The 23,832-nt window shown below is 62.7% G+C and carries 27 protein-coding genes; 15 read left to right on the forward strand and 12 right to left on the reverse strand.

Annotated elements, in window-relative coordinates; genetic code table 11:
- Positions 1 to 21: 21 nt before the first annotated feature.
- Positions 22 to 912: a LysR family transcriptional regulator gene (locus HAQ05_RS16290; RefSeq protein WP_190422442.1), complete on the forward strand. Its 891-nt coding sequence runs from the start codon at positions 22 to 24 to the stop codon at positions 910 to 912.
- Here the strand turns inward: HAQ05_RS16290 and HAQ05_RS16295 are convergent.
- Positions 909 to 1,232: an ElaB/YgaM/YqjD family protein gene (locus HAQ05_RS16295; protein ID WP_190422443.1), complete on the reverse strand. Its 324-nt coding sequence runs from the start codon at positions 1,230 to 1,232 to the stop codon at positions 909 to 911. The genes HAQ05_RS16290 and HAQ05_RS16295 overlap by 4 nt on opposite strands.
- A 159-nt stretch (positions 1,233 to 1,391) precedes the next feature.
- Between HAQ05_RS16295 and HAQ05_RS16300 the strand changes: the two genes are divergently transcribed.
- Complete coding sequence (locus tag HAQ05_RS16300) at positions 1,392 to 1,607, forward strand: dodecin (protein WP_190422444.1); 216 nt, start codon at positions 1,392 to 1,394, stop codon at positions 1,605 to 1,607.
- A gap of 94 nt (positions 1,608 to 1,701) precedes the next feature.
- Positions 1,702 to 1,926, forward strand: coding sequence for a DUF1161 domain-containing protein (locus HAQ05_RS16305; protein ID WP_190422445.1), 225 nt, complete (start codon positions 1,702 to 1,704; stop codon positions 1,924 to 1,926).
- A gap of 82 nt (positions 1,927 to 2,008) precedes the next feature.
- Here the strand turns inward: HAQ05_RS16305 and HAQ05_RS16310 are convergent, their stop codons facing one another.
- Positions 2,009 to 3,013: an LLM class flavin-dependent oxidoreductase gene (locus HAQ05_RS16310; protein ID WP_190422446.1), complete on the reverse strand. Its 1,005-nt coding sequence runs from the start codon at positions 3,011 to 3,013 to the stop codon at positions 2,009 to 2,011.
- Between the two features lie 151 nt (positions 3,014 to 3,164).
- Between HAQ05_RS16310 and HAQ05_RS16315 the strand changes: the two genes are divergently transcribed.
- Positions 3,165 to 3,605, forward strand: a complete 441-nt coding sequence (locus HAQ05_RS16315) for an OsmC family protein (protein WP_190422447.1) — start codon at positions 3,165 to 3,167, stop codon at positions 3,603 to 3,605.
- A gap of 2 nt (positions 3,606 to 3,607) precedes the next feature.
- Positions 3,608 to 3,844, forward strand: coding sequence for a DUF1161 domain-containing protein (locus HAQ05_RS16320; RefSeq protein WP_190422448.1), 237 nt, complete (start codon positions 3,608 to 3,610; stop codon positions 3,842 to 3,844).
- Between the two features lie 22 nt (positions 3,845 to 3,866).
- Here HAQ05_RS16320 and HAQ05_RS16325 read toward each other — a convergent pair whose 3' ends face one another.
- Both HAQ05_RS16325 and HAQ05_RS16330 read right to left on the reverse strand, forming a co-directional pair.
- A complete protein-coding gene (locus tag HAQ05_RS16325) occupies positions 3,867 to 4,283 on the reverse strand; it encodes a PA0061/PA0062 family lipoprotein (RefSeq protein WP_190422449.1) in 417 nt (138 codons plus the stop codon).
- Between the two features lie 47 nt (positions 4,284 to 4,330).
- Positions 4,331 to 4,750: a PA0061/PA0062 family lipoprotein gene (locus tag HAQ05_RS16330; protein ID WP_190422450.1), complete on the reverse strand. Its 420-nt coding sequence runs from the start codon at positions 4,748 to 4,750 to the stop codon at positions 4,331 to 4,333.
- Between the two features lie 72 nt (positions 4,751 to 4,822).
- On the opposite strand from HAQ05_RS16330, the gene HAQ05_RS16335 reads away from it, so the two are divergent.
- On the forward strand, positions 4,823 to 5,905 hold the full coding sequence (locus HAQ05_RS16335) for an aminopeptidase (RefSeq protein ID WP_190422578.1): 1,083 nt from the start codon (positions 4,823 to 4,825) through the stop codon (positions 5,903 to 5,905).
- Here the strand turns inward: HAQ05_RS16335 and HAQ05_RS16340 are convergent.
- Both HAQ05_RS16340 and HAQ05_RS16345 read right to left on the reverse strand, forming a co-directional pair.
- Complete coding sequence (locus HAQ05_RS16340) at positions 5,880 to 6,560, reverse strand: HAD family hydrolase (protein ID WP_190422580.1); 681 nt, start codon at positions 6,558 to 6,560, stop codon at positions 5,880 to 5,882. The genes HAQ05_RS16335 and HAQ05_RS16340 overlap by 26 nt on opposite strands.
- A 2-nt stretch (positions 6,561 to 6,562) precedes the next feature.
- Positions 6,563 to 7,108 carry a gamma carbonic anhydrase family protein gene (locus HAQ05_RS16345; protein ID WP_190422451.1) on the reverse strand — a complete coding sequence of 182 codons (546 nt, stop codon included), beginning with the start codon at positions 7,106 to 7,108 and terminating at the stop codon, positions 6,563 to 6,565.
- Between the two features lie 91 nt (positions 7,109 to 7,199).
- Here HAQ05_RS16345 and prlC point away from each other — a divergent pair, with 91 nt between their 5' ends.
- Positions 7,200 to 9,251 (forward strand): oligopeptidase A, encoded by a 2,052-nt coding sequence (prlC, locus tag HAQ05_RS16350; RefSeq protein WP_190422453.1) that lies wholly within the window; start codon positions 7,200 to 7,202, stop codon positions 9,249 to 9,251.
- Positions 9,248 to 9,517, forward strand: coding sequence for a YheV family putative zinc ribbon protein (locus HAQ05_RS16355; RefSeq protein WP_190422455.1), 270 nt, complete (start codon positions 9,248 to 9,250; stop codon positions 9,515 to 9,517). The genes prlC and HAQ05_RS16355 overlap by 4 nt, the downstream gene beginning before the upstream one ends.
- 12 nt (positions 9,518 to 9,529) lie before the next feature.
- On the opposite strand, the gene HAQ05_RS16360 is transcribed toward HAQ05_RS16355, so the two are convergent.
- Positions 9,530 to 10,243 carry a FadR/GntR family transcriptional regulator gene (locus HAQ05_RS16360; protein ID WP_190422457.1) on the reverse strand — a complete coding sequence of 238 codons (714 nt, stop codon included), beginning with the start codon at positions 10,241 to 10,243 and terminating at the stop codon, positions 9,530 to 9,532.
- Between the two features lie 254 nt (positions 10,244 to 10,497).
- Between HAQ05_RS16360 and gudD the strand changes: the two genes are divergently transcribed.
- Positions 10,498 to 11,844, forward strand: a complete 1,347-nt coding sequence (gene gudD / locus HAQ05_RS16365; RefSeq protein WP_190422459.1) for a glucarate dehydratase — start codon at positions 10,498 to 10,500, stop codon at positions 11,842 to 11,844.
- A 16-nt stretch (positions 11,845 to 11,860) separates the two neighbouring features.
- Here the strand turns inward: gudD and HAQ05_RS16370 are convergent, their stop codons facing one another.
- Together HAQ05_RS16370 and HAQ05_RS16375 are read right to left on the reverse strand one after the other, a co-directional pair.
- Positions 11,861 to 13,894: a GGDEF domain-containing protein gene (locus tag HAQ05_RS16370; RefSeq protein WP_190422461.1), complete on the reverse strand. Its 2,034-nt coding sequence runs from the start codon at positions 13,892 to 13,894 to the stop codon at positions 11,861 to 11,863.
- 81 nt (positions 13,895 to 13,975) lie between these two features.
- The gene (locus tag HAQ05_RS16375) at positions 13,976 to 14,614 is read right to left on the reverse strand and encodes a thiol:disulfide interchange protein DsbA/DsbL (RefSeq protein ID WP_190422462.1); all 639 of its coding nucleotides are present in this window, start codon (positions 14,612 to 14,614) and stop codon (positions 13,976 to 13,978) included.
- 225 nt (positions 14,615 to 14,839) lie between these two features.
- On the opposite strand from HAQ05_RS16375, the gene yihA reads away from it, so the two are divergent.
- Positions 14,840 to 15,469 (forward strand): ribosome biogenesis GTP-binding protein YihA/YsxC, encoded by a 630-nt coding sequence (gene yihA, locus HAQ05_RS16380; protein ID WP_190422464.1) that lies wholly within the window; start codon positions 14,840 to 14,842, stop codon positions 15,467 to 15,469.
- On the opposite strand, the gene HAQ05_RS16385 is transcribed toward yihA, so the two are convergent.
- Complete coding sequence (locus HAQ05_RS16385) at positions 15,470 to 16,693, reverse strand: pyridoxal phosphate-dependent aminotransferase (RefSeq protein WP_190422466.1); 1,224 nt, start codon at positions 16,691 to 16,693, stop codon at positions 15,470 to 15,472. It abuts the gene before it with no gap.
- A gap of 90 nt (positions 16,694 to 16,783) precedes the next feature.
- Between HAQ05_RS16385 and HAQ05_RS16390 the strand changes: the two genes are divergently transcribed.
- Positions 16,784 to 17,977, forward strand: coding sequence for a glutamine amidotransferase-related protein (locus tag HAQ05_RS16390; protein WP_190422468.1), 1,194 nt, complete (start codon positions 16,784 to 16,786; stop codon positions 17,975 to 17,977).
- Between the two features lie 160 nt (positions 17,978 to 18,137).
- Here the strand turns inward: HAQ05_RS16390 and HAQ05_RS16395 are convergent, their stop codons facing one another.
- Positions 18,138 to 18,923, reverse strand: coding sequence for an SDR family oxidoreductase (locus HAQ05_RS16395; RefSeq protein WP_190422470.1), 786 nt, complete (start codon positions 18,921 to 18,923; stop codon positions 18,138 to 18,140).
- A gap of 33 nt (positions 18,924 to 18,956) precedes the next feature.
- On the reverse strand, positions 18,957 to 19,934 hold the full coding sequence (locus HAQ05_RS16400; protein WP_190422472.1) for a GntR family transcriptional regulator: 978 nt from the start codon (positions 19,932 to 19,934) through the stop codon (positions 18,957 to 18,959).
- A 339-nt stretch (positions 19,935 to 20,273) separates the two neighbouring features.
- Between HAQ05_RS16400 and HAQ05_RS16405 the strand changes: the two genes are divergently transcribed.
- The 4 genes from HAQ05_RS16405 to HAQ05_RS16420 all read left to right on the forward strand — a co-directional run bounded on the left by HAQ05_RS16405 (position 20,274) and on the right by HAQ05_RS16420 (position 23,829).
- Positions 20,274 to 21,098, forward strand: a complete 825-nt coding sequence (locus tag HAQ05_RS16405) for an ABC transporter substrate-binding protein (protein ID WP_190422474.1) — start codon at positions 20,274 to 20,276, stop codon at positions 21,096 to 21,098.
- 61 nt (positions 21,099 to 21,159) lie between these two features.
- On the forward strand, positions 21,160 to 21,885 hold the full coding sequence (locus HAQ05_RS16410) for an amino acid ABC transporter permease (protein ID WP_190422476.1): 726 nt from the start codon (positions 21,160 to 21,162) through the stop codon (positions 21,883 to 21,885).
- 16 nt (positions 21,886 to 21,901) lie between these two features.
- A complete protein-coding gene (locus HAQ05_RS16415; protein ID WP_274601977.1) occupies positions 21,902 to 22,651 on the forward strand; it encodes an amino acid ABC transporter ATP-binding protein in 750 nt (249 codons plus the stop codon).
- A gap of 11 nt (positions 22,652 to 22,662) precedes the next feature.
- The gene (locus HAQ05_RS16420; protein WP_190422478.1) at positions 22,663 to 23,829 is read left to right on the forward strand and encodes a M20 family metallopeptidase; all 1,167 of its coding nucleotides are present in this window, start codon (positions 22,663 to 22,665) and stop codon (positions 23,827 to 23,829) included.
- Positions 23,830 to 23,832 lie beyond the last annotated feature (3 nt).

Genomic DNA, 23,832 nt, shown 5'->3' on the forward strand with positions numbered 1-23,832 from the left:
AAAAAAACTCACAGATGCCTCATGAGCCATGACCTACCCTCCCTCAACGCGCTTCGGGCCTTTGAGGCCACTGCCCGCCACAATAGCGTGAGCAAAGCCGCCGAACAGCTGCATGTGACCCATGGCGCAGTAAGCCGGCAACTGAAAGCGCTTGAACACGAATTGGGCGTAAGCCTGTTCACCAAGGACGGGCGCGGCCTTAAACTCACAGAAGCCGGCAGCCGGCTACGCGACGGCTGTGTCGACGCCTTTGGCCGGCTACGGGCGGTGTGCCGTGAATTAGAACAGGTGCAAGCGCAAGCCCCGTTCCTGCTGGGGTGTTCCGGCAGCTTGTTGGCGCGTTGGTTTATCCCGCGGCTGGGTAAGCTCAATGCCGACCTGCCCGACTTGCGTCTGCATTTGTCGGCCGGTGAAGGCGACGTAGACCCGCACCGCGCGGGGTGGGATGCCCTGTTAGTGTTTGCAGAGCCGCCATGGCCGGCCGATATGCACGTGCACGACTTAGGCCCGGAACGTATCGGGCCAGTGATTAGCCCCCACCACCAGCAGTTTGCCCGGCTGGCCACGGCGCCGGCCAGCGCCCTACTGGGCGAGCCCTTGTTGCACACCTACTCGCGCCCGCAAGCCTGGCCCGAGTGGGCCCGACAGCAAGGCTTGGCCCCGGCCCAACTGAAACTGGGGCAGGGTTTCGAGCACCTGTACTATTTGCTGGAGGCTGCAGTGGCGGGGTTGGGCGTGGCTATCGCCCCGCAAGTGCTGGTGGCCGAAGATATCCTGGCCGGCCGCCTAGCCGCGCCTTGGGGCTTCACTGAAACCCCGGCGCGGTTGGCGTTATGGGTGGCGCAGCGCCGCCAAGACCCGCGTGCGCTGCGCTTGGCCGATTGGCTGCGCGAAGCGCTGCAGGGTGCTTAGTGCGAGCGTTTGCACAGCAAGTAGGCCGCCAACAGCCCGAGCGCGCCCACCGCGATACCGGCAGTGGTCAAGGGGTGTTCGTGGGCATAGTCGCGGGTGGCCACGCTGGTTTCACGGGTCTTGACCTTAACGTCTTCATAGGCATCGGCCAGCAAGCTGCGCGATTGTTTCAACGCGCTTTCGGCGCTGGCCCTCAGGGTTTTGAGGGTTTTGCGCGATTCATCCGATGTGTCGTCCTTAAGGCTTTCCAGCGACCGAAGCAGGCTTTCGATCTCTGCTTCCATGCTCTGCAGTGAGGCTTTGCGTAACGAGTTTGCCATGGTTGAACTCCTGCTTAAAAAGGTAGGTAACGTGCATAAGGGTCCGACTACGGGGCGTGTAGAAAGTGCAGTGCGTGTGAACTTTTAGCGCTTCGGCAAGCACTGATGCAGTACCGGCCATCCGTGTGCATGGCCCTTTTTCCGTTACGGGAGCTAACCATGTCTGACCACCACACCTACAAGAAGGTCGAGCTCGTGGGCTCGTCTGCCACCAGCATCGAAGATGCCATCAACAACGCCCTGGCCGAAGCGGCCAAGACCATCGACAACCTGGAGTGGTTCGAAGTGAGTGAAACCCGCGGCCATATCAAGGACGGGCGCGCCGCGCACTTTCAGGTGACCCTCAACGTCGGGTTTCGTATCAGCCACAGTTGAACTGGCGCAGCCACGCCTTTTGCGCTAATAAAGGACGGCCCTCGCCAGAGGGCCAGGACCGTTTGGATGTTTTATTGACCAAGGAATATGACCGATGAAAACGTTTTTGTTGGCAGCAGGTTTAGTGGCTATGGCAAGCAGCGCCTTTGCAGCAGGCACCCCCTGTGACAAGGTCAAGGATGAGATCGACGCCAAAATCAAAGCCAATGGCGCTACGGGCTATACCCTTGAAGTGATCGACGAGGGTGCACCGGCTGACGGTAAAAAGGTCGTAGGCACGTGCGAAGCTGGTACCAAACAAATCGTTTATAAGCGCTAACCCACGCTCACGGCCAGAGCCAGTGCGGCGCTGGCCGTAAGCCCGCCCTGAAGCAGGTAAGCCAGCGCTGGCTGGCCGCCCCCTACGGGCCCTTCATCACTTCTGCCAGCAGCTCATAGGAATGCAACCGGTCGGCGTGTTCATACAGGTCGCAGGTGAACATCAACTCATCGGCGCCGGTTTGTTCGATCAGCACCTCCAGTTTGCCGCGGATCTTTGCCGGGCTACCGACCATGGCCAAGGCCAAGAAGCTGCCCACTGCCTCTTTTTCGTGGGGCAGCCAGCGGCCGGTCATGCTCTGTACCGGTGGCTGTTGTACCAAGCTTTGGCCGCGGATCAGGTTGAGGATGCGTTGGTACACTGAGGTGGCCAGGTAGTCGGCCTGCTCGTCGGTATCGGCTGCCACCAGCGGGATGCCAAGCATCACGTAGGGTTTATCCAGTTCCGCCGAGGGCGTGAAGTGGTCACGGTAAACGCGAATGGCCTCGTGCATCAGCCGGGGCGCAAAGTGCGAGGCGAAGGCATAGGGCAAGCCGCGCATGCCAGCCAACTGGGCGCTGAACAGGCTGGAGCCGAGCAGCCAGATGGGCACTTCGGTACCCGTGCCGGGCATGGCGATCACCCGTTGGCCTGGGGTACGGGGGCCCAGGTAGGCGGCCAGTTCGGCGACATCGTCGGGAAAGTCGTCGGCCGAGCCTGAGCGTTCGCGGCGCAGGGCCCGGGCGGTCATCTGGTCCGAGCCTGGCGCACGGCCCAGGCCCAGGTCGATACGGCCGGGGTAAAGGCTGGCCAGGGTGCCGAACTGTTCGGCGATCACCAGGGGGGCATGGTTGGGCAGCATTACCCCACCCGACCCCACGCGGATGGTCGAGGTGCCCCCCGCCAGATAGCCCAGCAGCACCGCCGTGGCCGAGCTGGCAATGCCGTCCATGTTATGGTGTTCGGCCACCCAAAACCGCGTATAGCCGAAGCGCTCCAGGTGTTGGGCAAGGTCCAGCGAATGCCGCAGCGATTCGGCCGGGCCTCTGTCTTGCCGTACCGGCACCAGGTCCAAGGCCGAATACTTGACGTCGTTCAAGGCTTTCATGAAATCTCCAGTAATGATAACGCCCCCGCGCTGTTCTTATGGTTTGCCGCTACAGTGAACGCATTGGCGCACTGAGGCAAATCCCGTGAACTTGCCGGGCCGCCGGCGCCTCTGATGCTCTACGTGTTCAGGTTATCTATTGGAGGTACGCATGACCATCAAGAAGAAAGCGTCCGCGGTTTGGCAAGGCGGGCTTAAAGACGGAAAGGGCGCCATCTCTGTGGGCAGCGGGGCGTTCCGAGACCTGCCCTATGGTTTCAAGGCACGTTTCGAAGCCAATGAACCCCAGCACACCAACCCTGAAGAGCTGATCGGCGCGGCGCATGCAGGTTGTTTTTCCATGGCCCTGTCGATGATCTTGGGCAATGCAGGGTTTACCGCGACCAAGATTGAAACCGAGGCTGAGGTGTCGCTGGAGCAGCAGGAGGGTGGTTTTTCCATTACCGCGATTGCGCTTAACCTCAAGGCTCAAGTGCCTGGCGCCACCGATGAGCAGTTCCAGAAACTGGCCAACGATGCCAAGGTGGGCTGCCCAGTCTCGAAGGTGCTCAAGGGCGCCGCCATCACGCTGCACGCCACCCTGGAGCAATAAGCATGTGGCTGGCCCGGTGCGGTTATCTCGTGGCGGGCCTGTGCGCCGCCACCGCCCAGGCGGCGCCGCTGGATTGTGAAACGTTAAAGGCTGAAATCGAAACGAAGATCCAGTCGCAGGGGGTCGCCAACTATACCCTTGAAGTGGTCGATAACGCCGAGGTGCACGACCCGAGCATGGTGGTGGGCACCTGCGCCGGCGGAACGCGCAAAATCATCTATCAAAAAAACAACGAGTGAGCGCTCGGCCCCCAGGCGCCTATTACCACAGGCAGTACTGTTCTTTGTCTTCGGCGACGATCTGGTTGCTCTCATCGTAAAGCCGTGCGCTGGGCTCCATGCCCACGTTGCGCGCTTGTAGGCGGTAACGCACCCCGGGCTTGAAGTCGGTATATTCCAGCGTGATATAGCACATGCGCTCGGCAGGGTCGCTCATGAAGGTGGGCAGCACCATCACTTCGTAATCGTAACGGACCACCAATGCGTGGGCGCCGGGTGCGACCTGGAAGTAACGGCCGTCTTCAAGCCGTTTGCCGTCGAGCCGTTCGGCCAGGATGGCCGTGCCGCCCAACATCGCCAAGTCGACCCAGGCCAACTGCGGGTCATGGGCCGGTTCCGGTCCCGAGCTACAGGCCGTGAGTAAGGCAAAGGGGGCAAGGCGGATCAGCGGGTGGCGCATGCTTGGGCTCCGGAACGTACATGGCCCAAGCATACCGGCAAACAACCTCAGGTGCGTTGGCAACCGGCTGGTTCCGCGCGGCCCACCATGTTGCGTTGTTGGTCATAGAGCTTGGCCCAGGGCCGGAAGCCCACAGTGCCGGCTTGGATCATGTAACGCTCGCCAGCGGTAAAGTGGTTGAATTTCAGATTCAATTGGCAATCGCGCCACAGCGGGTCTGCCCCTGGGCCGATATTGGAGGGGGCCACGGTAAACTGATAACGCATCGTCAGTTCATGGCTGCCCGGGTCGACTTCGAAGTAGCGTTTGTCGGCCCACGCCTTGGCGTCGACTTCTTCGGCATGCAGCGAATTGTTGGTGGGTACCTGCAAGTCGATCCAGGCTTGGTTTGGGTCGGGCTTGGGCATGCCAATCAGGGAGCAACCCGACAGCGCCAGCAGCCCACAAAATAACAATGTTTCACGCATGGACTTACCCCGGAAAAGGCAGAATAACAGCACTCTCAAGGCTGGCGAACCAGGTCGCGCCTCATGTTTAGAATGGTTTTCAAGCGGCGTTTCGGCCACGGCTGTCGAGACAACCAAAAGGCCTACTGGGTTCCCCTAGCCCTGTGTTTGTTGCTCTGTGGGTGCGACACGTTGCGCTATTACGGGCAGTTGGCCGAGGGCCAAGCGGCCCTGTTGCGGGCGCGGCAGCCGGCCGAGCAGGTTATCGCAGCCCCGGGCACCCCCGTACTGCTGCAACAGCGCCTGGCCTTGGCGCTGCGTGCACGGGCCTTCGCCAGCGAGCAACTGCACCTGCCGGATAACCGCAGTTACCGGTTGTATGCCGACGTACACCGGCCATTCGTGCTGTGGAATGTGTTCGCCACCGGTGAATTCTCCCTGCAGCCGGTCACCCATTGCTTTCCCATTGCCGGCTGTGTGGCTTACCGCGGGTACTATGACCAAGGTGCGGCGCGAGGCGCCGCCGCCCTGCTGCGCCAACAAGGCCAGGATGTGTATGTGGGGGGCGTGGAAACCTATTCGACGCTGGGCTGGTTCGACGACCCGATCATCAGCACCATGGCCCGTTGGGGTGGCGAGCGCTTGGCCACGCTGATTTTTCACGAGTTGGCGCACCAGCGCTATTACGTGAAGGACGACACCGAGTTCAATGAGTCTTACGCCACTTTCGTTGAGCAGGAGGGCACCCGCCAATGGCGTGCTTGGCGGGGCCTACCGCCGCAGAGCCTTAGCCAGGCGCGCCAGCAAGAACAGTTTGTGCGGTTGGTGCTCGACACCCGTGATCGCTTGGCCCAGGTGTACCGCCAGCCATGGGCGCCCGAAGCCATGCGCGCGGCCAAACAGGCCGAGTTCGAACGGCTGCGGCGCGAGTACCGGCAACTGCGGGACGGCCAATGGGGCGGCCAGGGGCCATACGACGCTTGGGTAAACGGCCCCCTGAACAACGCCAAGCTATTGCCCTTCGGCCTGTACGACCAGTGGGTGCCGGCGTTTGCCCAGCTTTTCGAGCAGCAAGGTAAAGATTGGCCACGGTTTTTTCGCGCGGTGCAACGGCTAGGTGCCCTGCCAGCGGCGCAGCGTAAGGCGCGCCTCAGCCAATTGATGCCCCCGGTTTAGCCGGCGGCGTATTCAGCAGCGCCTGGTACAGCGCCGCCAGCGTGGCGCAGTACCCGGTGGGCGAATGCTGGCTCAGTTCCTCGGCACTGCCGAAGCCATAACCCACCGCGACGCAATCCAAGCCGTTGGCCTGGGCACCGAGCAGGTCGTGCTTACGGTCGCCGATCATCAAGGTGTCGGCAGGCGTTAGCCCTTCGGTGTGCAGCAGGTGGGCAATCAGCTCCGCCTTGTCGCTGCGGGTGCCGTCCAGCTCGCTGCCGTAGATCACCTTGAAGTGGCGGGCGAAGCCAAAGTGCCGGGCGATTTCGTGGGCGTACGCCCAGGGTTTGGCGGTTGCGATGTACAGGTGCCGGCCCTGGGCGACGAGCATATCCAGTAGCTCGATGACCCCTTCGAACAGTTGGTTTTCGTAGAGCCCCGCTACGCCAAACCGTTCGCGGTAGTGGTTTACCGCTTGCCAGGCCCTGGCTTCGTCCATGCCGTAGTGCTGCATGAAGGCCTGCAGCAGTGGCGGGCCGATGAAGTGCTCGAGCCGGCGCAGGTCGGGCTCATCGATGCCGAGTTTGCCCAATGCATATTGGATCGACCGGGTAATGCCTTCGCGCGGGTCGGTGAGGGTGCCGTCGAGGTCGAATAGCACGTTGCGGTGGTGCAGGTTCATCGCGTGCCGTAGCCTTCGGCCAGGTGGCGGTCTTTGAGTTTTACGTAATTGCCGGCCGTGTAGCTGAAAAACGACCGTTCCTTATCGGTCAAGGGCCGCACGGCCTTGGCCGGGCTGCCCACGTACAGGTGGCCGCTTTGCAGTACCTTGCCAGGCGGCACCAAGCTACCGGCACCGATGATCACCTCGTCTTCGACGATTGCGCCGTCCATCACGGTGCTGCCCATGCCCACCAAAATGCGGCTGCCCAGGGTGCAGCCATGAAGCATCACCTTGTGGCCGACGGTCACGTCGTCGCCGATGGTAAGGGCAAAGCCCTGCGGGTTGTAGGGGCCGGCATGGGTGATGTGCAGCACACTGCCATCTTGCACACTGGTGCGCTGGCCGATGTGGATGTGGTGCATGTCGCCGCGCACCACCACCAGCGGCCATATCGAGCTGTCGTCGCCAATGGTCACGTTGCCGATCACCACCGCGGTGTGGTCGACGAAGGCCCTGGCCCCCAGTTGGGGCGTGTGTTGTTCGAAGCGGCGGATGGTCACGATAGCCTCCTTTGATTCGGCTGATAGCTGCACGCGGCACCGATTGTAATTAAGATGGTCGCATGATTCTTCAAAGCCAAGGTGCAATACCGTGAGCGAGAACAACCCCCTGCTGCAGCCATACGACCTCCCGCCCTTCTCGGCAATCCGCCCGGAGCACGTGCAACCGGCCATCGAGCACATCCTGGCAGGCAACCGCGCGGCCCTGGTGCGTATGCTGGCCGAACAGGGTAGCAAGCCCACCTGGGAAGGCCTGGTACTGGCCATGGACGAGCTCAACGACCGCCTGGGCGCGGCCTGGAGCCCAGTCAGCCACCTCAATGCGGTGTGTAACAGCCCGCAATTGCGCCAAGCCTATGAAGCCTGCCTGCCCGCGCTGAGCGCCTACTCCACCGAGCTGGGGCAAAACCGCGCCCTGTTCGACGCCTTTCAGGCGCTGGCTGCCAGCCCCGAGGCGAGCCAGTTCGACACCGCCCAAAAGACCATCCTCGAGCATTCGCTGCGGGACTTCCGCTTGTCCGGTATCGACCTGCCGCCGGCGCAGCAAAAGCGCTACGCCGAGGTGCAAAGCAAGCTGTCGGAGCTGGGCAGCCAATTCTCTAACCAATTGCTCGACGCCACCCAGGCGTGGACCAAGCACATCACCGACGAAGCCGCCCTGGCCGGCCTGGCAGATTCGGCCAAGGCGCAGATGGCCGCCGCGGCCCAGGCCAAGGGCCTGGAAGGTTGGCTGGTGACCCTGGAGTTCCCCAGCTATTACGCGGTAATGACCTACGCCCACGACCGCGCCCTGCGCGAAGAGGTGTACAACGCCTATTGCACCCGCGCCTCCGACCAGGGCCCGAACGCCGGGCAGAACGACAACGGCCCGGTAATGGAACACATCCTCGGCTTGCGCCAGGAGCTTGCGCAGTTGCTGGGCTTTGCCAACTACGCCGAATTGAGCCTGGCCACCAAGATGGCCGAGTCCAGCGACCAGGTGCTGAGCTTTTTGCGTGACCTGGCCCGGCGCAGCAAACCGTTCGCCGCCGACGATTTGCAACAACTCAAAGCGTTCGCGGCCGAGCAGGGTTGCAGCGACCTGCAAAGCTGGGACAGCGGCTACTACGGGGAAAAACTGCGCGAGCAGCGCTACAGCGTGTCCCAGGAGGCCCTGCGCGCGTATTTTCCGATCGACAAAGTGCTGGGCGGGCTGTTCAGCATCGTTGAGCGCCTGTATGGCATCCAGATTAACGAGCTCAAGGGCTTCGACACTTGGCACCCGGACGTGCGCTTGTTCGAAATCAGTGAGAATGGCCAGCATGTTGGGCGGTTCTTTTTCGACCTTTACGCCCGTGCCAACAAGCGCGGCGGTGCCTGGATGGACGGCGCCCGCGATCGCCGCCGCACGGCGGAGGGCACACTGCAAAGCCCGGTGGCCAACCTGGTGTGCAACTTTACCCCGGCGGTGGCGGGCAAGCCGGCGCTGCTCACTCACGATGAAGTGACCACGCTGTTCCATGAGTTTGGCCACGGCCTGCACCACCTGCTAACCCGCATCGAGCACGCCGGCGTTTCTGGCATCAATGGCGTGGCGTGGGATGCGGTGGAGCTGCCCAGCCAGTTCATGGAAAACTGGTGCTGGGAGCCCGAAGGCCTGGCACTGATCTCGGGCCACTACGAAACCGGCGAGCCACTGCCGCAGGCGCTGTTGGAAAAAATGCTAGCCGCGCGCAATTTCCAATCTGGGTTGATCATGCTGCGCCAGTTGGAGTTCTCGCTGTTCGATTTCGAACTGCATGCCACCCATGGCGATGGCCGCTCGGTGGCGCAGGTGCTCGATGCGATCCGCGATGAAGTGTCGGTGATGCGCCCGCCCGCTTACAACCGCTTCCCTAATAGCTTCGCGCACATTTTCGCCGGGGGCTACGCGGCGGGCTACTACAGCTACAAATGGGCCGAAGTGCTGTCGGCCGACGCCTTTTCGCGCTTCGAGGAAGAAGGCGTGTTCAACGCCGAAACCGGCCGCGCTTTCCGCGAGGCGATCCTGGCGCGCGGTGGCTCCCAGGCGCCGATGGTGCTGTTCGTCGACTTCCGTGGACGTGAGCCGTCGATCGACGCCCTGCTGCGCCACAGTGGCCTCACGGAGGAGGCTGCTGCGTGACGGAGGTAACCGTGAGCAAAACCAAGAAACGCTTCATCGCCGGGGCCGTGTGCCCGGCCTGCAGCGAGCAAGACAAACTCATGATGTGGAGCGAAGACGACGTGCCGCACCGTGAATGCGTGGCCTGTGGTTATGCCGACACCCTCAATGCCCAGGGCCTGTCGGTACCGAAGGAGCTGGGCACGCGAGTGAACCAGCAGGCCCTCAAACCTAAGCCCAAGGTGCAGACCGTGCAGTTTTTCCCGAACCCCAAGCTTAAAAAATAAGGCCCGCGGTGCTTATCGGCCGCCGTGAAAACGCGCGCGGCTGTTGCTCAGGTGCAACCACATGGCCGCGCGGGCGGCGTCCGCGTCTTGGCGTTGGATGGCATTGAAAATTGCCTCGTGCTCCTGCATGGCCATGTGCGCCAGGTGGGTGAAGTCGGCGCTGCCACGTTCCCGCTCAGCCACCTGGGTGCGCGGAATCATGCCTTGGCCCAAGTGCAACATCAGGTCGGTGAAGTAGCGGTTACCGGTCGCTTCGGCCACCAGCAAATGAAAACGCCAGTCGGCCAGGGCGCAACTGTCGTGGTTAGCCAGCAGCGCCTGGTATTGCTGCAGTGCTTGGTGCATCTCGCGCAGGTGTCGGTCGCTGCGGTGGCGCGCGGCCAGGGCGGCCGCCTGTGGCTCAAGGCCGGTACGCACATCGAGAATGCGCCCCACCGAGCGCGCGGTATCGGCGGTCAAGCGCAGGCCACCGCCCTCGCCCTGGGCCAGCACGAAGGTACCGATACCGTGGCGGGTTTCAACCAAGGCGGCCGCCTGCAACCGCGACAACGCCTCACGTACCACGGTACGGCTAACGCCGAATTGCGCCACGATGGTGTTTTCCGGCGGCAGTTTGCTGCCAGCGGCAAGCTCGCCCAACCGTATGCGCTGGGTCAGCTCCTCGACCAGGTCCTGGGCCAGGCTTTGGCCTTTTTTCCGCGCGGTGGGGCTGGGCGTAGCGGGCATCGGGCGTTCCTGGGGTTATGCCAAAGGTTGTATTACAACTATAGCGAATAGCTCGGGCTGCTGGAATCGTTGATAAATCTAAGGGCTTTAGCCCTGAGCCGCCGCGTTCGGGGAGGTTGTTTGCCGCGCAAGTGTAGTTGTATGATCTCTGCAGACCCGGCCGAGTTCAGCGTCGGCTTATAACAACAACGCAGCGGCAAGCTATTGGCATGCCAGCCTTTAGGCTTTGCGCTAATGACCCTGAGGATACTCCCATGAACCCTCCCTATGCCGTGGGCAGCGCCCCTGTCGTGACTGACCTGCAAGTCGTGCCTGTTGCCGGCCATGACAGCATGTTGCTGAACCTCTCGGGCGCTCACGGGCCGTTCTTCACCCGTAATATTTTGATACTCAAGGATAACGCCGGGCATGTGGGCGTGGGTGAAGTACCCGGTGGCGAAAAGATCCGGAAAACCCTTGAAGACGCCCGCACCTTGGTCGTGGGGCAACCGATCGGCCAATACCAACATATTCTCAACAGCATGCGCCGTGAGTTTGCGTCCCGCGACGCCGGTGGCCGTGGCCTGCAAACCTTCGACCTGCGGGTCACCATCCATGCGGTGACCGCCGTTGAAGCGGCCCTGCTCGATTTGCTGGGGCAGTTTCTCGACGTGCCGGTGGCCGCCCTGCTGGGTGAAGGGCAGCAGCGCGATGCGGTGAAAATGCTCGGTTACCTGTTCTATGTGGGTGACCGTAATAAAACGGACTTGCCCTACCGCAGCGAGGCGGATGCCGACAACGAATGGTTCAAGGTACGCCACGAAGAAGCCCTGACGCCTGAGCGCGTGGTGCGCTTGGCGGAGGCGGCGCAGGCCAGGTACGGTTTCGAAGACTTCAAGCTCAAAGGCGGCGTGCTGCGCGGCGATGAAGAGATCGAGGCGGTCACCGCCTTGGCCGAGCGCTTTCCCCAGGCGCGCGTGACTCTCGACCCGAACGGTGCCTGGTCGCTTGAGGAGGCGATTCGCTTGTGTCGCGACCAGCACCACGTGCTGGCCTACGCCGAAGACCCTTGTGGTGCGGAGAATGGCTATTCGGGCCGCGAAGTGATGGCCGAGTTTCGCCGTGCCACGGGCCTGCCCACTGCCACCAACATGGTTGCCACCGATTGGCGGCAGATGGGCCATGCCATCCAGTTGCAGTCGGTCGACATCCCGTTGGCCGACCCGCACTTCTGGACCATGCAGGGTTCGGTGCGGGTGGCGCAAATGTGCAATGAGTGGGGCCTGACCTGGGGCTCGCATTCGAACAACCATTTCGACATTTCGTTGGCAATGTTCACCCATGTTGCCGCGGCGGCGCCCGGCAACATCACGGCGATCGACACCCATTGGATCTGGCAAGACGGCCAGCGCCTGACCAAGCAGCCACTGCAAATCGTCGGCGGCGAGGTGAAGGTGCCGGCCAAGCCGGGCCTGGGCGTGGAGTTGGACATGGACGAGGTGGCCAAGGCCCACGAGCGCTACAAAGGGATGGGGCTGGGCGCGCGCGATGACGCGGCGGCCATGCAGTTCTTGATCCCGAACTGGACGTTCGATAACAAGAAACCCTGCCTGGTACGTTGAACTGTCGGACCGCGTATCAGCCCAGCGCGATGCGATTGCGCCCAGCGCCCTTGGCGCGGTAAAGCGCTTGGTCGGCCCGCTTCAGGGCCGGCTCGCCGGCCTCTTTGGGGGTGAGCGCCGTGGTGCCGATCGATACCGTGACGGTGACCCGCACCCCCTTGAAGTGGAACGGGCAGGCCTCGATGGCTTCGCGCAGGGTCTCCAGCAGCGCCCCGGCCTCCTCTGGGGTGCTCGCCGGCATCAACAGCACGAATTCCTCTCCGCCGAAGCGCGCGAGAAAATCCTGCGGGCGTAGGTGGCGGCCCAGTACCGTGGCCACGATCTTCAGCACCTTGTCGCCGGCCAAGTGCCCGTAGGTGTCGTTGATGGCTTTGAAGTGATCCAGGTCGAATATGGCCACATGCAGCGGTGTTTCGTCGTGCTCGCGCAGGCTGGTCGCTTGGGCCAGGCGTTCGCCCCAGGCGGCACGGTTAGGCAAGCCCGTGAGCGGGTCAAGTAAGGCCTTTTGCCGCTGTGCTTCGAGGCTTTCGCGGTAATGCTGGGCTTGCTGCTCCATGCTCGCCACGCGCGCGGCCAAGCCTTGTAAACGCTCAGCCACTTCCCGGTCGCATGTCTCGCGCTGCTTGCGGTGTTGGTCGAGCGTGCCGATCAGCCCCTCGAAGCGGGTTTCCATTACCCGTTTCAGGCCCTCGGCGTCGCGAGCTTGGGCGACCGATTCACGAAGGCTGCCGACCTGCTCGCGCAGGCTCTCGTCGAGCCGTTCGGTGGCGCCGAGGCCTTGCGCATGGCCGTCGCTGGCGGCGTGGAGTTGGTCGATGAACTGGTCGAAACGCTCATTGAGCAGGGCCAGGTAACGTTGCAGCTCCAATTGGCCATGGTCGCTGATGGCGAGCACCAATACGGCTACATCATCCAGTAGCGGCAACAGCTCGTACCAGTTCAGCCCGCTGGCCAGTCGTTGGCGCATGGCGTTGGCCAACGGCCGTAGTTTTTCCGGCAGTGACAGGTCATCGAGCATGCCCAACAGGGTGCTTTCGATGTGCGCCGCCACGCTGCTGTAAGACGGTTCCGGGGTTTCCGGTAGCGCATACACCGCGCTGTGCCCTTCGGCCGGTGCGGTGGCCTGCGGTAACGTGGCATGTTCGGGTAAGGGCAGACTGGCTGGTGCTGGTGCTGGTGCTGGTGCCTCTGCCTCTGCCTGTGTATGTGGCACGGGGGTGGCCGGTGGTTCGGCCGGTAGGGAGCCCGGGCTGGGTGGCATTTGCGGTGCCGGCTCTGCTTCGAGCTGGGGTGGGGGCGCTGGTGCGGCGGCCAGTCCCACAGGCTCGGGTGTTGCCTGCGGGGCCGCCGTTGCGGTGGCTGCTGGCGTTGCGGCGGGCGCCGCGGCTTGCGGCGTGGCCTCGATGGGCGCGGTTGCCTCGGCTGTTGCCGCGGGCACAGGTTCGTCGGCAGGGGCGCCAGCCACACTCGGTGCGGCCATGGCCGTGTTTTCCCCGGGGCCGGCCGGTGTTTCGCGATGCGCCTCGCGGCGTGGGCCGAACAAACGCTGCAATAACCCTATGTGCGGCCGCGTGGCACCCGCTTCGAGGCTGGCCAGCGCCTGGCCTTGCAGGCTGCTCAGTTCGCCCAGTAGCACGGGCAATTCACGGCTTTGGGTGGCACGCTTGTCGAGGCTGCCTGCGAATTTCTTCAGCGGTTTGCTCGCTTCGCGCGGCAAGGGCAGCGCCTGCAACTGGTTGACCAGTGCCCCCAGGGCGGTGGCGACGTCGTTCACCCGCGCCTGGCGGCGCTGTTCGGAGTCCAGTACGGCCTTCTCCAGCCGTGGAATCAAACCGGCCAGGGCGGCGTCCATGTCGTCGCTGCGCACCACTTCGCGCATTTCCTTCATGCAGGCGTCCACGGCTTTGTCCGCCCCCTCGGCGGCCAGCGTGCTGCGTACTAGGCCCCGGCGCAGCAAATCGAGCCGGGCGGCCCATCGGCGTTCGAGCTGTTCCTGCTCTTCTAAGCTCTTAAGGTATTTTTCTTTCCAGCGCTGGGCGTCATCGGTCATGGGGGGCTCATAAACGCAAAAAGCGCCCTTCGCCGCCGCTTTCGCGGGGCAAAGAGCGCCTTTACAGGGCCGCGGCGCTGCTTACTTGCTCGCCTGCCGCTCTTTCTCGATCAGGGTATCGGCCAGTTTCAGGGTTTCTTCAGGGCCACCTGCCGAACCCAGGTCGAAGCGGTATTTGCCGTTGACGATCATGGTGGGTACGCCAGTCGCGCCGTAGTCCTGGGCCAGCTTCTTGTCTTTGGCTACCAGGCCTGCCACGGCGAAGGACTTGTAGGTCTCGAGGAACTTGGTTTTGTCCACGCCCTGGGTGGCCACGAAGTCGGCCATTTCCTCGGGCGTCTTGAACATCTTGTGTTCCTTGTGGATGGCATCGAACACCGCGGTGTGCACGCTGTGCTCCACGCCCATAGCTTCAAGGGTCACGAACATTTGCCCGTGGATGTCCCAGATACCGCCGAACATGGCGGGAATGCGGCGGAAATTCACATCCGCTGGGAGTTTGGCGACCCACGGGTTGATGGTGGGCTCGAAAGCATAGCAGTGCGGGCAGCCGTACCAGAACAGCTCGACCACTTCGATCTTGCCGGGTTCGGATACTGGCACCGGGTCTTTGAGAACCTTGTACTGTTCGCCGGCTTCGATATCGGCCGCTTGGGCGGTGCTGGCGATTCCGAACACGCTGACCAGCGCGAGGGCCGCGCTGATAACCAGGTTACGCATGCTTGACTCCTGAGCATTTGATAAGTCGCCTTGAGTACAACGAGCTCATAGGCCCCGTAAACAAGAATGGGTTTGTAGTGTAACGGTTGGTGTGGCGAAAATATCGCCGATGCTGGGCCTGAACCACAATTTATGTTCGGAGGATGAAGCGAAGGTTAAGGCCGGCCGCCACATCTAGGGCTAAGGGGATATACTGGCGGCCATTGGCTAAACCGCGGAATGTCCATGTCGTTCAAGAACCCCCTTATCGGCTTGTGCCAGCAAGCCACCTATGCCGTGAGTGCGGCCAAGGTCGACCAGTGCCCACCCGACACAGGCTTCGAAGTCGCTTTCGCCGGCCGCTCCAATGCCGGTAAGTCCAGTGCGCTCAATACCCTGACCCACGCCAACCTGGCGCGCACGTCGAAAACGCCTGGGCGCACGCAATTGCTTAATTTCTTTCGCCTCGACGAGGAGCGCCGCCTGGTCGACTTGCCTGGCTACGGCTACGCCAAGGTGCCGATCCCGCTCAAGCAGCATTGGCAGCGGCATTTGGAGGCTTACCTGGGCAGCCGTGAAAGCCTCAAGGGGGTGATCCTGCTGATGGATGTGCGCCACCCCCTGACCGACTTCGACCAGATGATGCTCGACTGGTCCGTGGCCAGCGGCATGCCCATGCACCTGTTGTTGACCAAGGCCGACAAGCTTACCTTCGGCGCGGCCAAGAATACCTTGCTCAAGGTGCAGCGCGAGATTCACCAAGGTTGGGGCGCCAGCGTCAGCCTGCAGTTGTTCTCTGCCCCGAAGCGCCAGGGCCTGGACGAAGCGTACCAAGTGCTGGCGCGATGGGTGGGCCTGCAAGCGCCCGAGGGCTGATCAAGCGGCGGGTTGGCTAAAAGAAAGCGCGGCGCAGGCCTGCGCAATACGGGTACAGGCTTCATCGAGCACCGGCATGTCGACGGCGTAGGCGATGCGCAGGTACCCCGGGGCGCCGAACGCAGAGCCGTGTACCGTGCCGACGTGGGCCGTGTCGAGCAGGTAGTTGGCCAGGTTCAGGTCGCTGTCGATCACTGTGCCACTTGCCGTTCGGCCACCCAGCAGCCCAGCACAATTCACGAACACATAGAACGCCCCTTCCGGCGAGGCGGCGCTCATGCCGGCCACGGCCTGGACCATTTGCAGCACGCGATCACGGCGCTCGCCCAGCAAGCCGAGCCAATCTTTGATGAACCCCGTACCGCCCTCCAGGGCGGCTACCGCAGCCGCCTGGGAAATCGAGCTGGGGTTGGATGTGCTTTGCGACTGCAGCACGCCCATGGCGTCTATCAGCCATTGGGGCCCCGCCGCATAACCGATGCGCCACCCGGTCATCGAAAAGGCCTTGGACACTCCATTAACCGTCAGGGTGCGGCTTTTCAGGCGCGGCTCGACCTGGGCCGGGGTGGCGAAAGCCGCCACATAACGGGTGTGCTCATAGATATCATCGGCCAGAACCGCAACGTGGGGGTGGCGTAACAGCACGTCTGTGAGCGCTTTAAGCTCAGCGGCCGAATAGACCGCGCCGGTGGGGTTGTTGGGCGAGTTGAGAATCACCCAGCGGGTGCGTGGTGTGATAGCCGCCTCCAACTTGGCCGGGCTCAATTTCCAGCCTTCGGCTTCGGCGCATTCCACGATACGCGGCACACCCTCGGCCAGGGCGACCATGTCGGGGTAAGACACCCAGTACGGTGCCGGGATGATGACCTCGCTGCCGGCATCCAGGGTGGCGAGAAAAGCGTTGAATATAAGTTGCTTGGCGCCTGCCCCGGCGATCACTTCGCAGGGCTGGTACGCCAGGCCATTGTCCCGTGCGAATTTGTCGATAATGGCCTGTTTGAGCTGCGGTGTACCCGGCACCGCGGTGTACTTGGTCATGCCGGCCCTGATAGCCCGCACCCCCGCTTCGGCGATCGGGGCCGGCGTGGCGAAATCCAGTTCGCCTTCCCCGAGGTTGATCACGCGGTGCCCCTGTGCCGTGAGCGCCCTGACTTTGTCTGAAATCTCCGCCGTGGGCGAAGGGCGTACACGGCGCATGCGCTGCGCCAACAATGAAACCGACATGTTTGCCTCGGAGTGGTTTAAGTTATTGCACATATTGACTTACAAAGTGCAATATTTGCAAACGCTCTTTTGGCCGGTCGATGCCCACTTATGCCGCTAACGCTGATCCATCACGATACCCATGCCCCGGCTGTTTTTTCCGCCGCCGCCGCGATTGCTGCACGCAGCCTGGGGCTGGCGCTGCGGTATCTGCAGCCGCAGTTCGATTTCAACACCCACCCCGACGCCCAGCAGCACGTGGGTGCAGGGCAGCTCTTGCCGTCGGGGTTGCTATGGCACGCACGTTGGGGTGGCCATTGCGAGGGGCCCAGTTCCCCAGCCGAGGTGCTCGCGGCGGCTGGCGCGGGGTGGGTGGCGATGCCTTGGCACCCAGCTTGGTACCCACCCACCCTGCTCGATGCCCTGCTGGCCGACGCACGATCAGCCGGTATCGAGGTGCATCACATTCGGGTGCAGGGCAGCAGCGAACATTGGCATTTTGAAAACGACCTGTTCGAACTCGGTGCCTGGCAACGCGACCGTTATGGCCGCCCGGCGTTGCAAAGCCTGGCGGGCGACTGCCGGGCGGCCGCCGTTCCGATCGCGGTGATAGGGACCGAGCACGAACAGCGCGATACCTACCCCGCCACCTTGGCGGCATTGGGCGATGCCGCCGATGCCTTGGGCATTCGCCTCGACATCCACTGGGTGGCGGCGCCGGCGTTCAGTGAGGCGAAGCTGAGGGGGGTTGCCGGTATTGTGTTACCGGGCGGCGCCTCGATGCACAACGTGGCCGGGCAGGTGCGGGTGGCGCAGCATGCCTTGGAACAGGGGGTTGCGCTGTTAGGGCTTTGCCTGGGGATGCAGAGCATGGTCACTGCCATGGCCAGGCTGGCGTTACCGGGCGAAGACATACACATGGCCGAAGCCCAGCCAACTGCCAAGCTCAAAAGCTTCGTGCCCATGCAGGCCTATGGCCTTGCCCCGTGGCGGATAGGGCCGCAGCCCAGCATACCGGCGAATGCCTCGGCGCAGGCGCGGCTTGGCGCCCACCACACACTACCCTGCAACCATAGGTTCATGCTCAACCCGGCGCTGCGTGAACGCCTCGAAGCGGCCGGGTTGACGGTGCTGGCGAGCGACCCGAGTGGGCAAATCGTCGATGCCGTGGAAAGTGCCGCCCACCGGTTTTTTATCGGCCTACAAGGCCACCCCGAACAGGCCTCCTGCCAGGGCAGCCCGCACCCGGTTATTCGCGGGTTCCTGCTGCAATGTCTGAAAAGTTCGCACAAGCTTGACGTATGAATGTGCTGGCCGGGCAGGCACCGTGGCGCGCCATGGCGTGGCTACGGCGGCCCGATGGTAGCAAAACCAACAAATGCCGCCAGCCCCTGCTACACCCCGCTGGGTGGGTGCTCACCGTACGGCCAGCGCACCCTTCGCGGTGCGGCCGGCCGCGTGCGTTTTAGATGCTGCGGATCATCCCGCCATCCACTCGCACCGTAGAGCCGGTAATGTAGCTGGCCCGCTCGCTGGCCAGGAACACCACCGTGTCGGCGAACTCTTCGGGGTTCCCGTAGCGCCCCATGGGGATGGTTTTGCGTGAGGCTTCGGCCACCGCCTCGGCGGTGGTGTTACCGCGCTTGGCCGCTGCCTCGTCCAGTTGCCCGACCCGTTCGGTGGCGATACGGCCCGGTATCACGGCATTCACGGTGACCCCTTGCGCGGCCACTTCAGCGGCGAGCGTTTTTGCCCAGCCGACCACCGAGGCACGCAAGGCGTTGGATACGCCCAGGTTGGGGATGGGCTGGACCACGCCAGACGATACGATATTGATGATTCGCCCCCAACCGCGCTCGCGCATGCCAGGCAGCACCAGGTTGGTGACCTCGAACAGTGCCACGATCATCGATTCGAATGCCTGGCGCCAGCTATCGGGCTCGACCGCGCTGATAGCGCCCGGCGCGGGGCCACCCCCGTTATTGATCAATATGTCGAAACCCTTGCCTTGCGCCAACAGTTGCTCCAGCGTTGCCCGGCGTTGCTGAGCATCGGCCAGGTCCAGCCGGGCAGCCGACGCGCGGCCACCTTGGGCGCTAATACCGGCTACGGCCGCTTGCAGCGCGGCCTCGTCGCGGCCGCACAGTACAACCTCGGCGCCTTCGGCTGCGAGGCTTCGTGCTATCGCCAGGCCGAGGCCGCGGCTGGCACCCAATACAAGGGCCCGTTTACCTTCCAAACCAAGATTCATGAACGCTCCTAACATCAGGGGAAGTTAAGGCGGTCAAGAAACCTTAGGGTTTCGTGGCCGCCGTGTTGCTGGCTTGTGCTCCGCGCCGGCGGCCGCCGCTGCGCCGCGGGGTTTGCTGCGCGCTCGGCTCGGTGCGTCGGCCGCCTGGTCGGCATGCGCCAGGTGTTCATGCATCAACTGGCTGGCTTTGTCCAGGCGCCCGGCGGCTACCGCATCGATGATCGCCAGGTGTTCATTGCACCAGTCACGGACACGGCGCCGGTTCACATAGCCTGCGAATTCCAGCAGCTTGCGCAGCCGGTTTTGTTGCTGGATGGCCTGCAGCAAGAACGCATTGCCACCAAATTCGGCGAACATCTCGTGGAAGGCCGCGTCGGTTTCAAAAAGCTGCAGGGCACTCACCCCGGCGATGTCCGGGTGGGACGCCAGGTACAGGTGTTGAAGGCGCGAACGCTCCAGTGCGGGGCGGTCGACCTTGAAGCTTGGCAGCAAGAAGTTGGCCGGTTCGATGATCAGCCGGAAGTTATAACCGCCGTGCAGCGCCGCCACGCTATCGAGGGTGGGCAGGAAGGTCCAGCCATGCCCGCGATTGCGTTCTACCAGGCCGTCTTCGGCCATTCTTGCCAAGGCGCGCAGCAGGGTCACGCGGTCCACTTTGTAGCGCTTGGCGATTTCGGTCTGGGTCAGCGAGTCGGGAATGTCGCCGGCCAGCCGGTCGTTCACCAAGCGTTCGTAGAGCGCCTCTTCTACGGTCGAAGACACGGCGAACTCGATCCGTTGCAATACGTCGAACGGCTTTAGCAGGAAAAACCCCTGGTTCTTGCGCGCTTCGACGATGCCTTCCTCGGCCAGCAGGTTCAGCGCTACCCGTACCGGCGTACGCGACACGCCGAGCAGGTCGGCCAACTGCTGCTCGCGCAGGTGGTGGCCTTGTTCGAACCGCGCCTCCCTGACCACATCCAGAATTTGATTGGCCAGCCGGCGACTGCCCTGGCCTGACGCACGCGCCATGACTTCCTACCTCATCACCCAAAGACCGTGATCGTACCAATGTTTTGCGCGATGGCCGCCAACGTGTAGCACTGGCCGCCGCAGGGAACGCAAAAAATCGCTAAAAGCCTTACAGAACAGGGCGTTTACGTCCAGCACTAAATTGTACTTATTGTTCATTAAAAGCTGGAATGGAACTTGCCTCACTCCATTTGTGGCCTATATCAGCCCCCATCGCCCCGAATATACCCGTTATCCGACCCAAAATAAGGCGGTTCGCCCTAAATCGGTGCATATTTGACCTTTTAAAAGTTTGCACATTATAGTTAAAAAAATGCAATTCAGGCAGGAGTATCGAAAATGATCAAACGGAACCGGCTTGGCCTTCTCGCAGCGGTGCTTTGCGCACCGCTTGCCGTAACAAGCGCGGCGTTTGCCGCCTCGGCCGCGCCGGATGCGTGGGTGGAAAAAGGCTCGCTCACCTACGGCGTGGCGGCCAGCTTCGCTCCGTTCGAATTTGTCAGGGGCGGCGAGCTCATGGGCTTCGACATTGACCTTGTCGATGCGTTGGCGAGCAAGTTGGCGGTCAAGCCGGTGCCCTTGAACATGGAGTTCAAGGGCTTGATCCCGGCGTTGCAGGGCAAGCGTACCGACATCATCAACTCGGCCATGTACATCAACCCGGCGCGCGCTGAGCAGGTCGATTTCGTGCCGTACTTGAAAATCGGTAACCGCGTGATCGTGTTGGCTGGCAACCCGGCCAAGGTCACTGGCCGCGACGACAGCCTATGCGGCAAGCAAGTCGCGGTCACCTTGGGTGGTATCCAAGAATCCCAGGCCCGGGCCGATGACGAGCGCTGCCGCAAGGCGGGGCTGGAGGGCGTGAAGGTGATGACCTTGCCCACCGCCCAAGACGCTGCGCTGACCTTGCGCGCAGGTAGGGCCGACGCGGTATTCGATTCGACCCCGGGGGCGGTGAAGCTGTTGACCGACGTACCTGGGGTGTTCGCCACCGTGGGCGATGAGTTCGAATCGAGCACGCTCATTGGGCTGGCAGTGCGCAAGGGCGATGAGCCGACCAAAGCGGCGCTGCAGGAAGCGCTCAAGCAGGTGATGGCCGACGGCACCTATACGCAGCTTATCGAAAAATGGAAATTCCCCGACAGCGTAGCCATCGCGCCGTGATCCGTACCCTACTACCCGCCGTAGCGCTTGCCAGCGCCGGCGTGGGCAAGCGAGAGGCTTTATGTCCCTAGAACTGGTTTACCAATACCTGGTGTCCAAGCCATTCATCCACGGCGCATGGAACACCCTGCTCATCACGATCTGCTCGCTGTTTTTCGGGGTCATGGTCGGCTTGGTCATTGCCCTGATGCAGGAGAGCCGCTCGCGTGTCGCCCATGGCGCCACGCTGGTTTACCTGTGGTTGTTTCGCGGCACACCGGTGCTGTTTCAGATCATCTTCGTCTACAACGTACTGCCCACCTTCGGCATCCGCTTCACGGCGATCGTCAGCGCGGTGATGGCGCTGTCGTTGAACGAGGGCGCCTATATGGCCGAGATCATCCGCTCGGGGCTGCAGGCGGTGAAAAAAGGCCAGCGTACCGCCGGCCTGGCGCTGGGGCTGACGCCGGTGAAAGTGATGCGCCATATCGTCGTCCCCCAAGCGGCCCGCATCATTTTGCCGCCCATCGGTAACCAGATGATCGGCATGCTCAAGCTCAGCGCGCTGGTGTCCGTGGTCGCCGTAGAAGAACTGCTGTTGGTGGCCAACCAAGCGGCCAGTGCCGACTTCCGCTACCTCGAAGCACTCACCGCCGCCGGTATTTATTACTTGGCATTGACCACGTTGTTCATGGCCATCCAGATGCTGATTGAACGCAAGCTGGACCCCAAGAGCCGCCGCAAGGGGCGCCCGGCGGGCTTGTTCGAGCGGCTGCTGGGCACGTCCCGTGGCGCCTCGGTTCGCTAATCAAGGAGTGCACCGCATGCAACCACGAAAGACCCCTCCGCTGCTCGAACTGATCGGTATCGACAAGAGCTTCGGGCAACAGCGCATTCTGAAAAACTGCTCACTGAATGTGAGCACCGGCGAAACCGTGGTGATCATCGGCCCTTCGGGTTCCGGCAAGTCGACCCTGCTGCGCTGTGTGAACCAACTGGAACCGGCCGATGGCGGCAACGTGTTCTTCCAGGGCACCGACGTGACCAACGACCCAAAGGCGGCACCGCGGGTGCGCCGGGACATCGGCATGGTGTTTCAGAACTTCGAGTTGTTCTCCCACCTTTCGGCCGTGGAAAACATCATGCTCGCGCCCATGCGGGTGCTGGGCATGAGCAAGCACGACGCCCACGACATTGCCTTGCAGTTGCTGGGCAAGGTGCGCATACCCGACAAGGCCGAGCATTTCCCGGACGAGCTTTCCGGCGGCCAGCAGCAACGGGTCGCCATTGCCCGGGCGTTGGCGATGAAGCCGAAGGTAATGCTCTACGACGAGCCCACCTCGGCCCTGGACCCGGAAATGATCCGGGAAGTACTCGACGTGATGACCGAACTCTCGGCCGAAGGCATGACCAGCTTGGTGGTGACCCATGAGATGGGCTTTGCCCGCCGCGCCGCCGACCGGATCGTATTCATGGAAGCCGGTGAGATCATCGAGAACGCCAGCAGCACCGAATTTTTCGGCGGCACCGTCAATGATAGAGCGCGCCATTTCCTCGACCAGATCCTCCACTGAGGTGAGCTGTAATGAACCTGATGCCTGATTTCGCCCGCATGAAACACGACCTGGCACGTTTGGTCGCGATCAATACCGAAAACCCCCCGGGCCATGAGCTGGACGCTGCCCGCTACCTGCACGAAGTGCTGCAAGCGGAAGGTTTCGACCTGTCGTTGTCTGAATACAAGCCGGGCCGGGTCAACGTTATCGCCACGTACCCCAACGGTGCTGGGCCGACGTTCGCCTTTAATACCCACATCGACACCGTACCCGCCGGGGAAGGTTGGAGCACTGACCCCTTTGTGCTGCATGAGGCCGATGGCAAGCTGTTCGGCCGCGGCAGTTGCGATGCCAAGGGCCCCATGGCAGCCATGATCGAAGCGTGCCGCTTGCTGATCGCGGCCAAGGCCCATTGGGCCGGTACGCTGATGGCGGTGTTCACCGCCGATGAAGAAATCGCCAGTGAAGGCGCCAAGCACTACGTGGCTAACCAGCCGCCGAAGATCGACTTTGCGGTGATTGGCGAACCCACATCGAATACCGCCTTCACCGCGCACAAGGGCAGCCTGCGCCCGCTGGTTCGGGTACATGGGGTCACCGCCCACTCCGGCACCCCACACTTGGGGGAAAATGCCATCTACCGTGCCGGCCAGTTGTTGGGCTTGATCGAGCACCACCATGAGCAGGTGGTCAAGTGCAAGTGCCATGACTTGGTCGGCCATGCTAGCCTGACCGTGACGCGCATCCATGGCGGCCATGCCGACAACGTGGTGCCGGGGGCCTGTGACCTGCTGCTGGACCGGCGCATGGTGCCGGGCGAGGACGAAGCCGCCGTGAAGGCCGAGATCGACGCCTTGCTCGCCCTGGCCAATGAGCGTTTCGGTGTGCGCGCCGAGGTTATCGAGTACAAACCCACCACCGGCGGGGCCACCCAGACCGCGCTTGACGCGCCCATCGTGCAGGCGAGCCTGGCCGCCTGCCGCGAGCATAACCACGGTAACGGTGGCCCCTTCGGCTTCCAGGGCGGCTGTGACCTGGTGCACTTCCGTAGCTTGGGCACCACTGGCACGGTGATTGGCCCAGGCACGCTGGCCGTGGCGCACAAGCCCGATGAATTCGTACCGATCGACGAATTCATCGCCTCGGCGTCGATCTACCGCGACATCGCGCTGCAAATGCTGCGCAAGGGCGCTTGAACC

Origin of the sequence: Pseudomonas typographi (genome assembly GCF_014694385.1) — a bacterium.
Taxonomy (GTDB): domain Bacteria; phylum Pseudomonadota; class Gammaproteobacteria; order Pseudomonadales; family Pseudomonadaceae; genus Aquipseudomonas; species Aquipseudomonas typographi.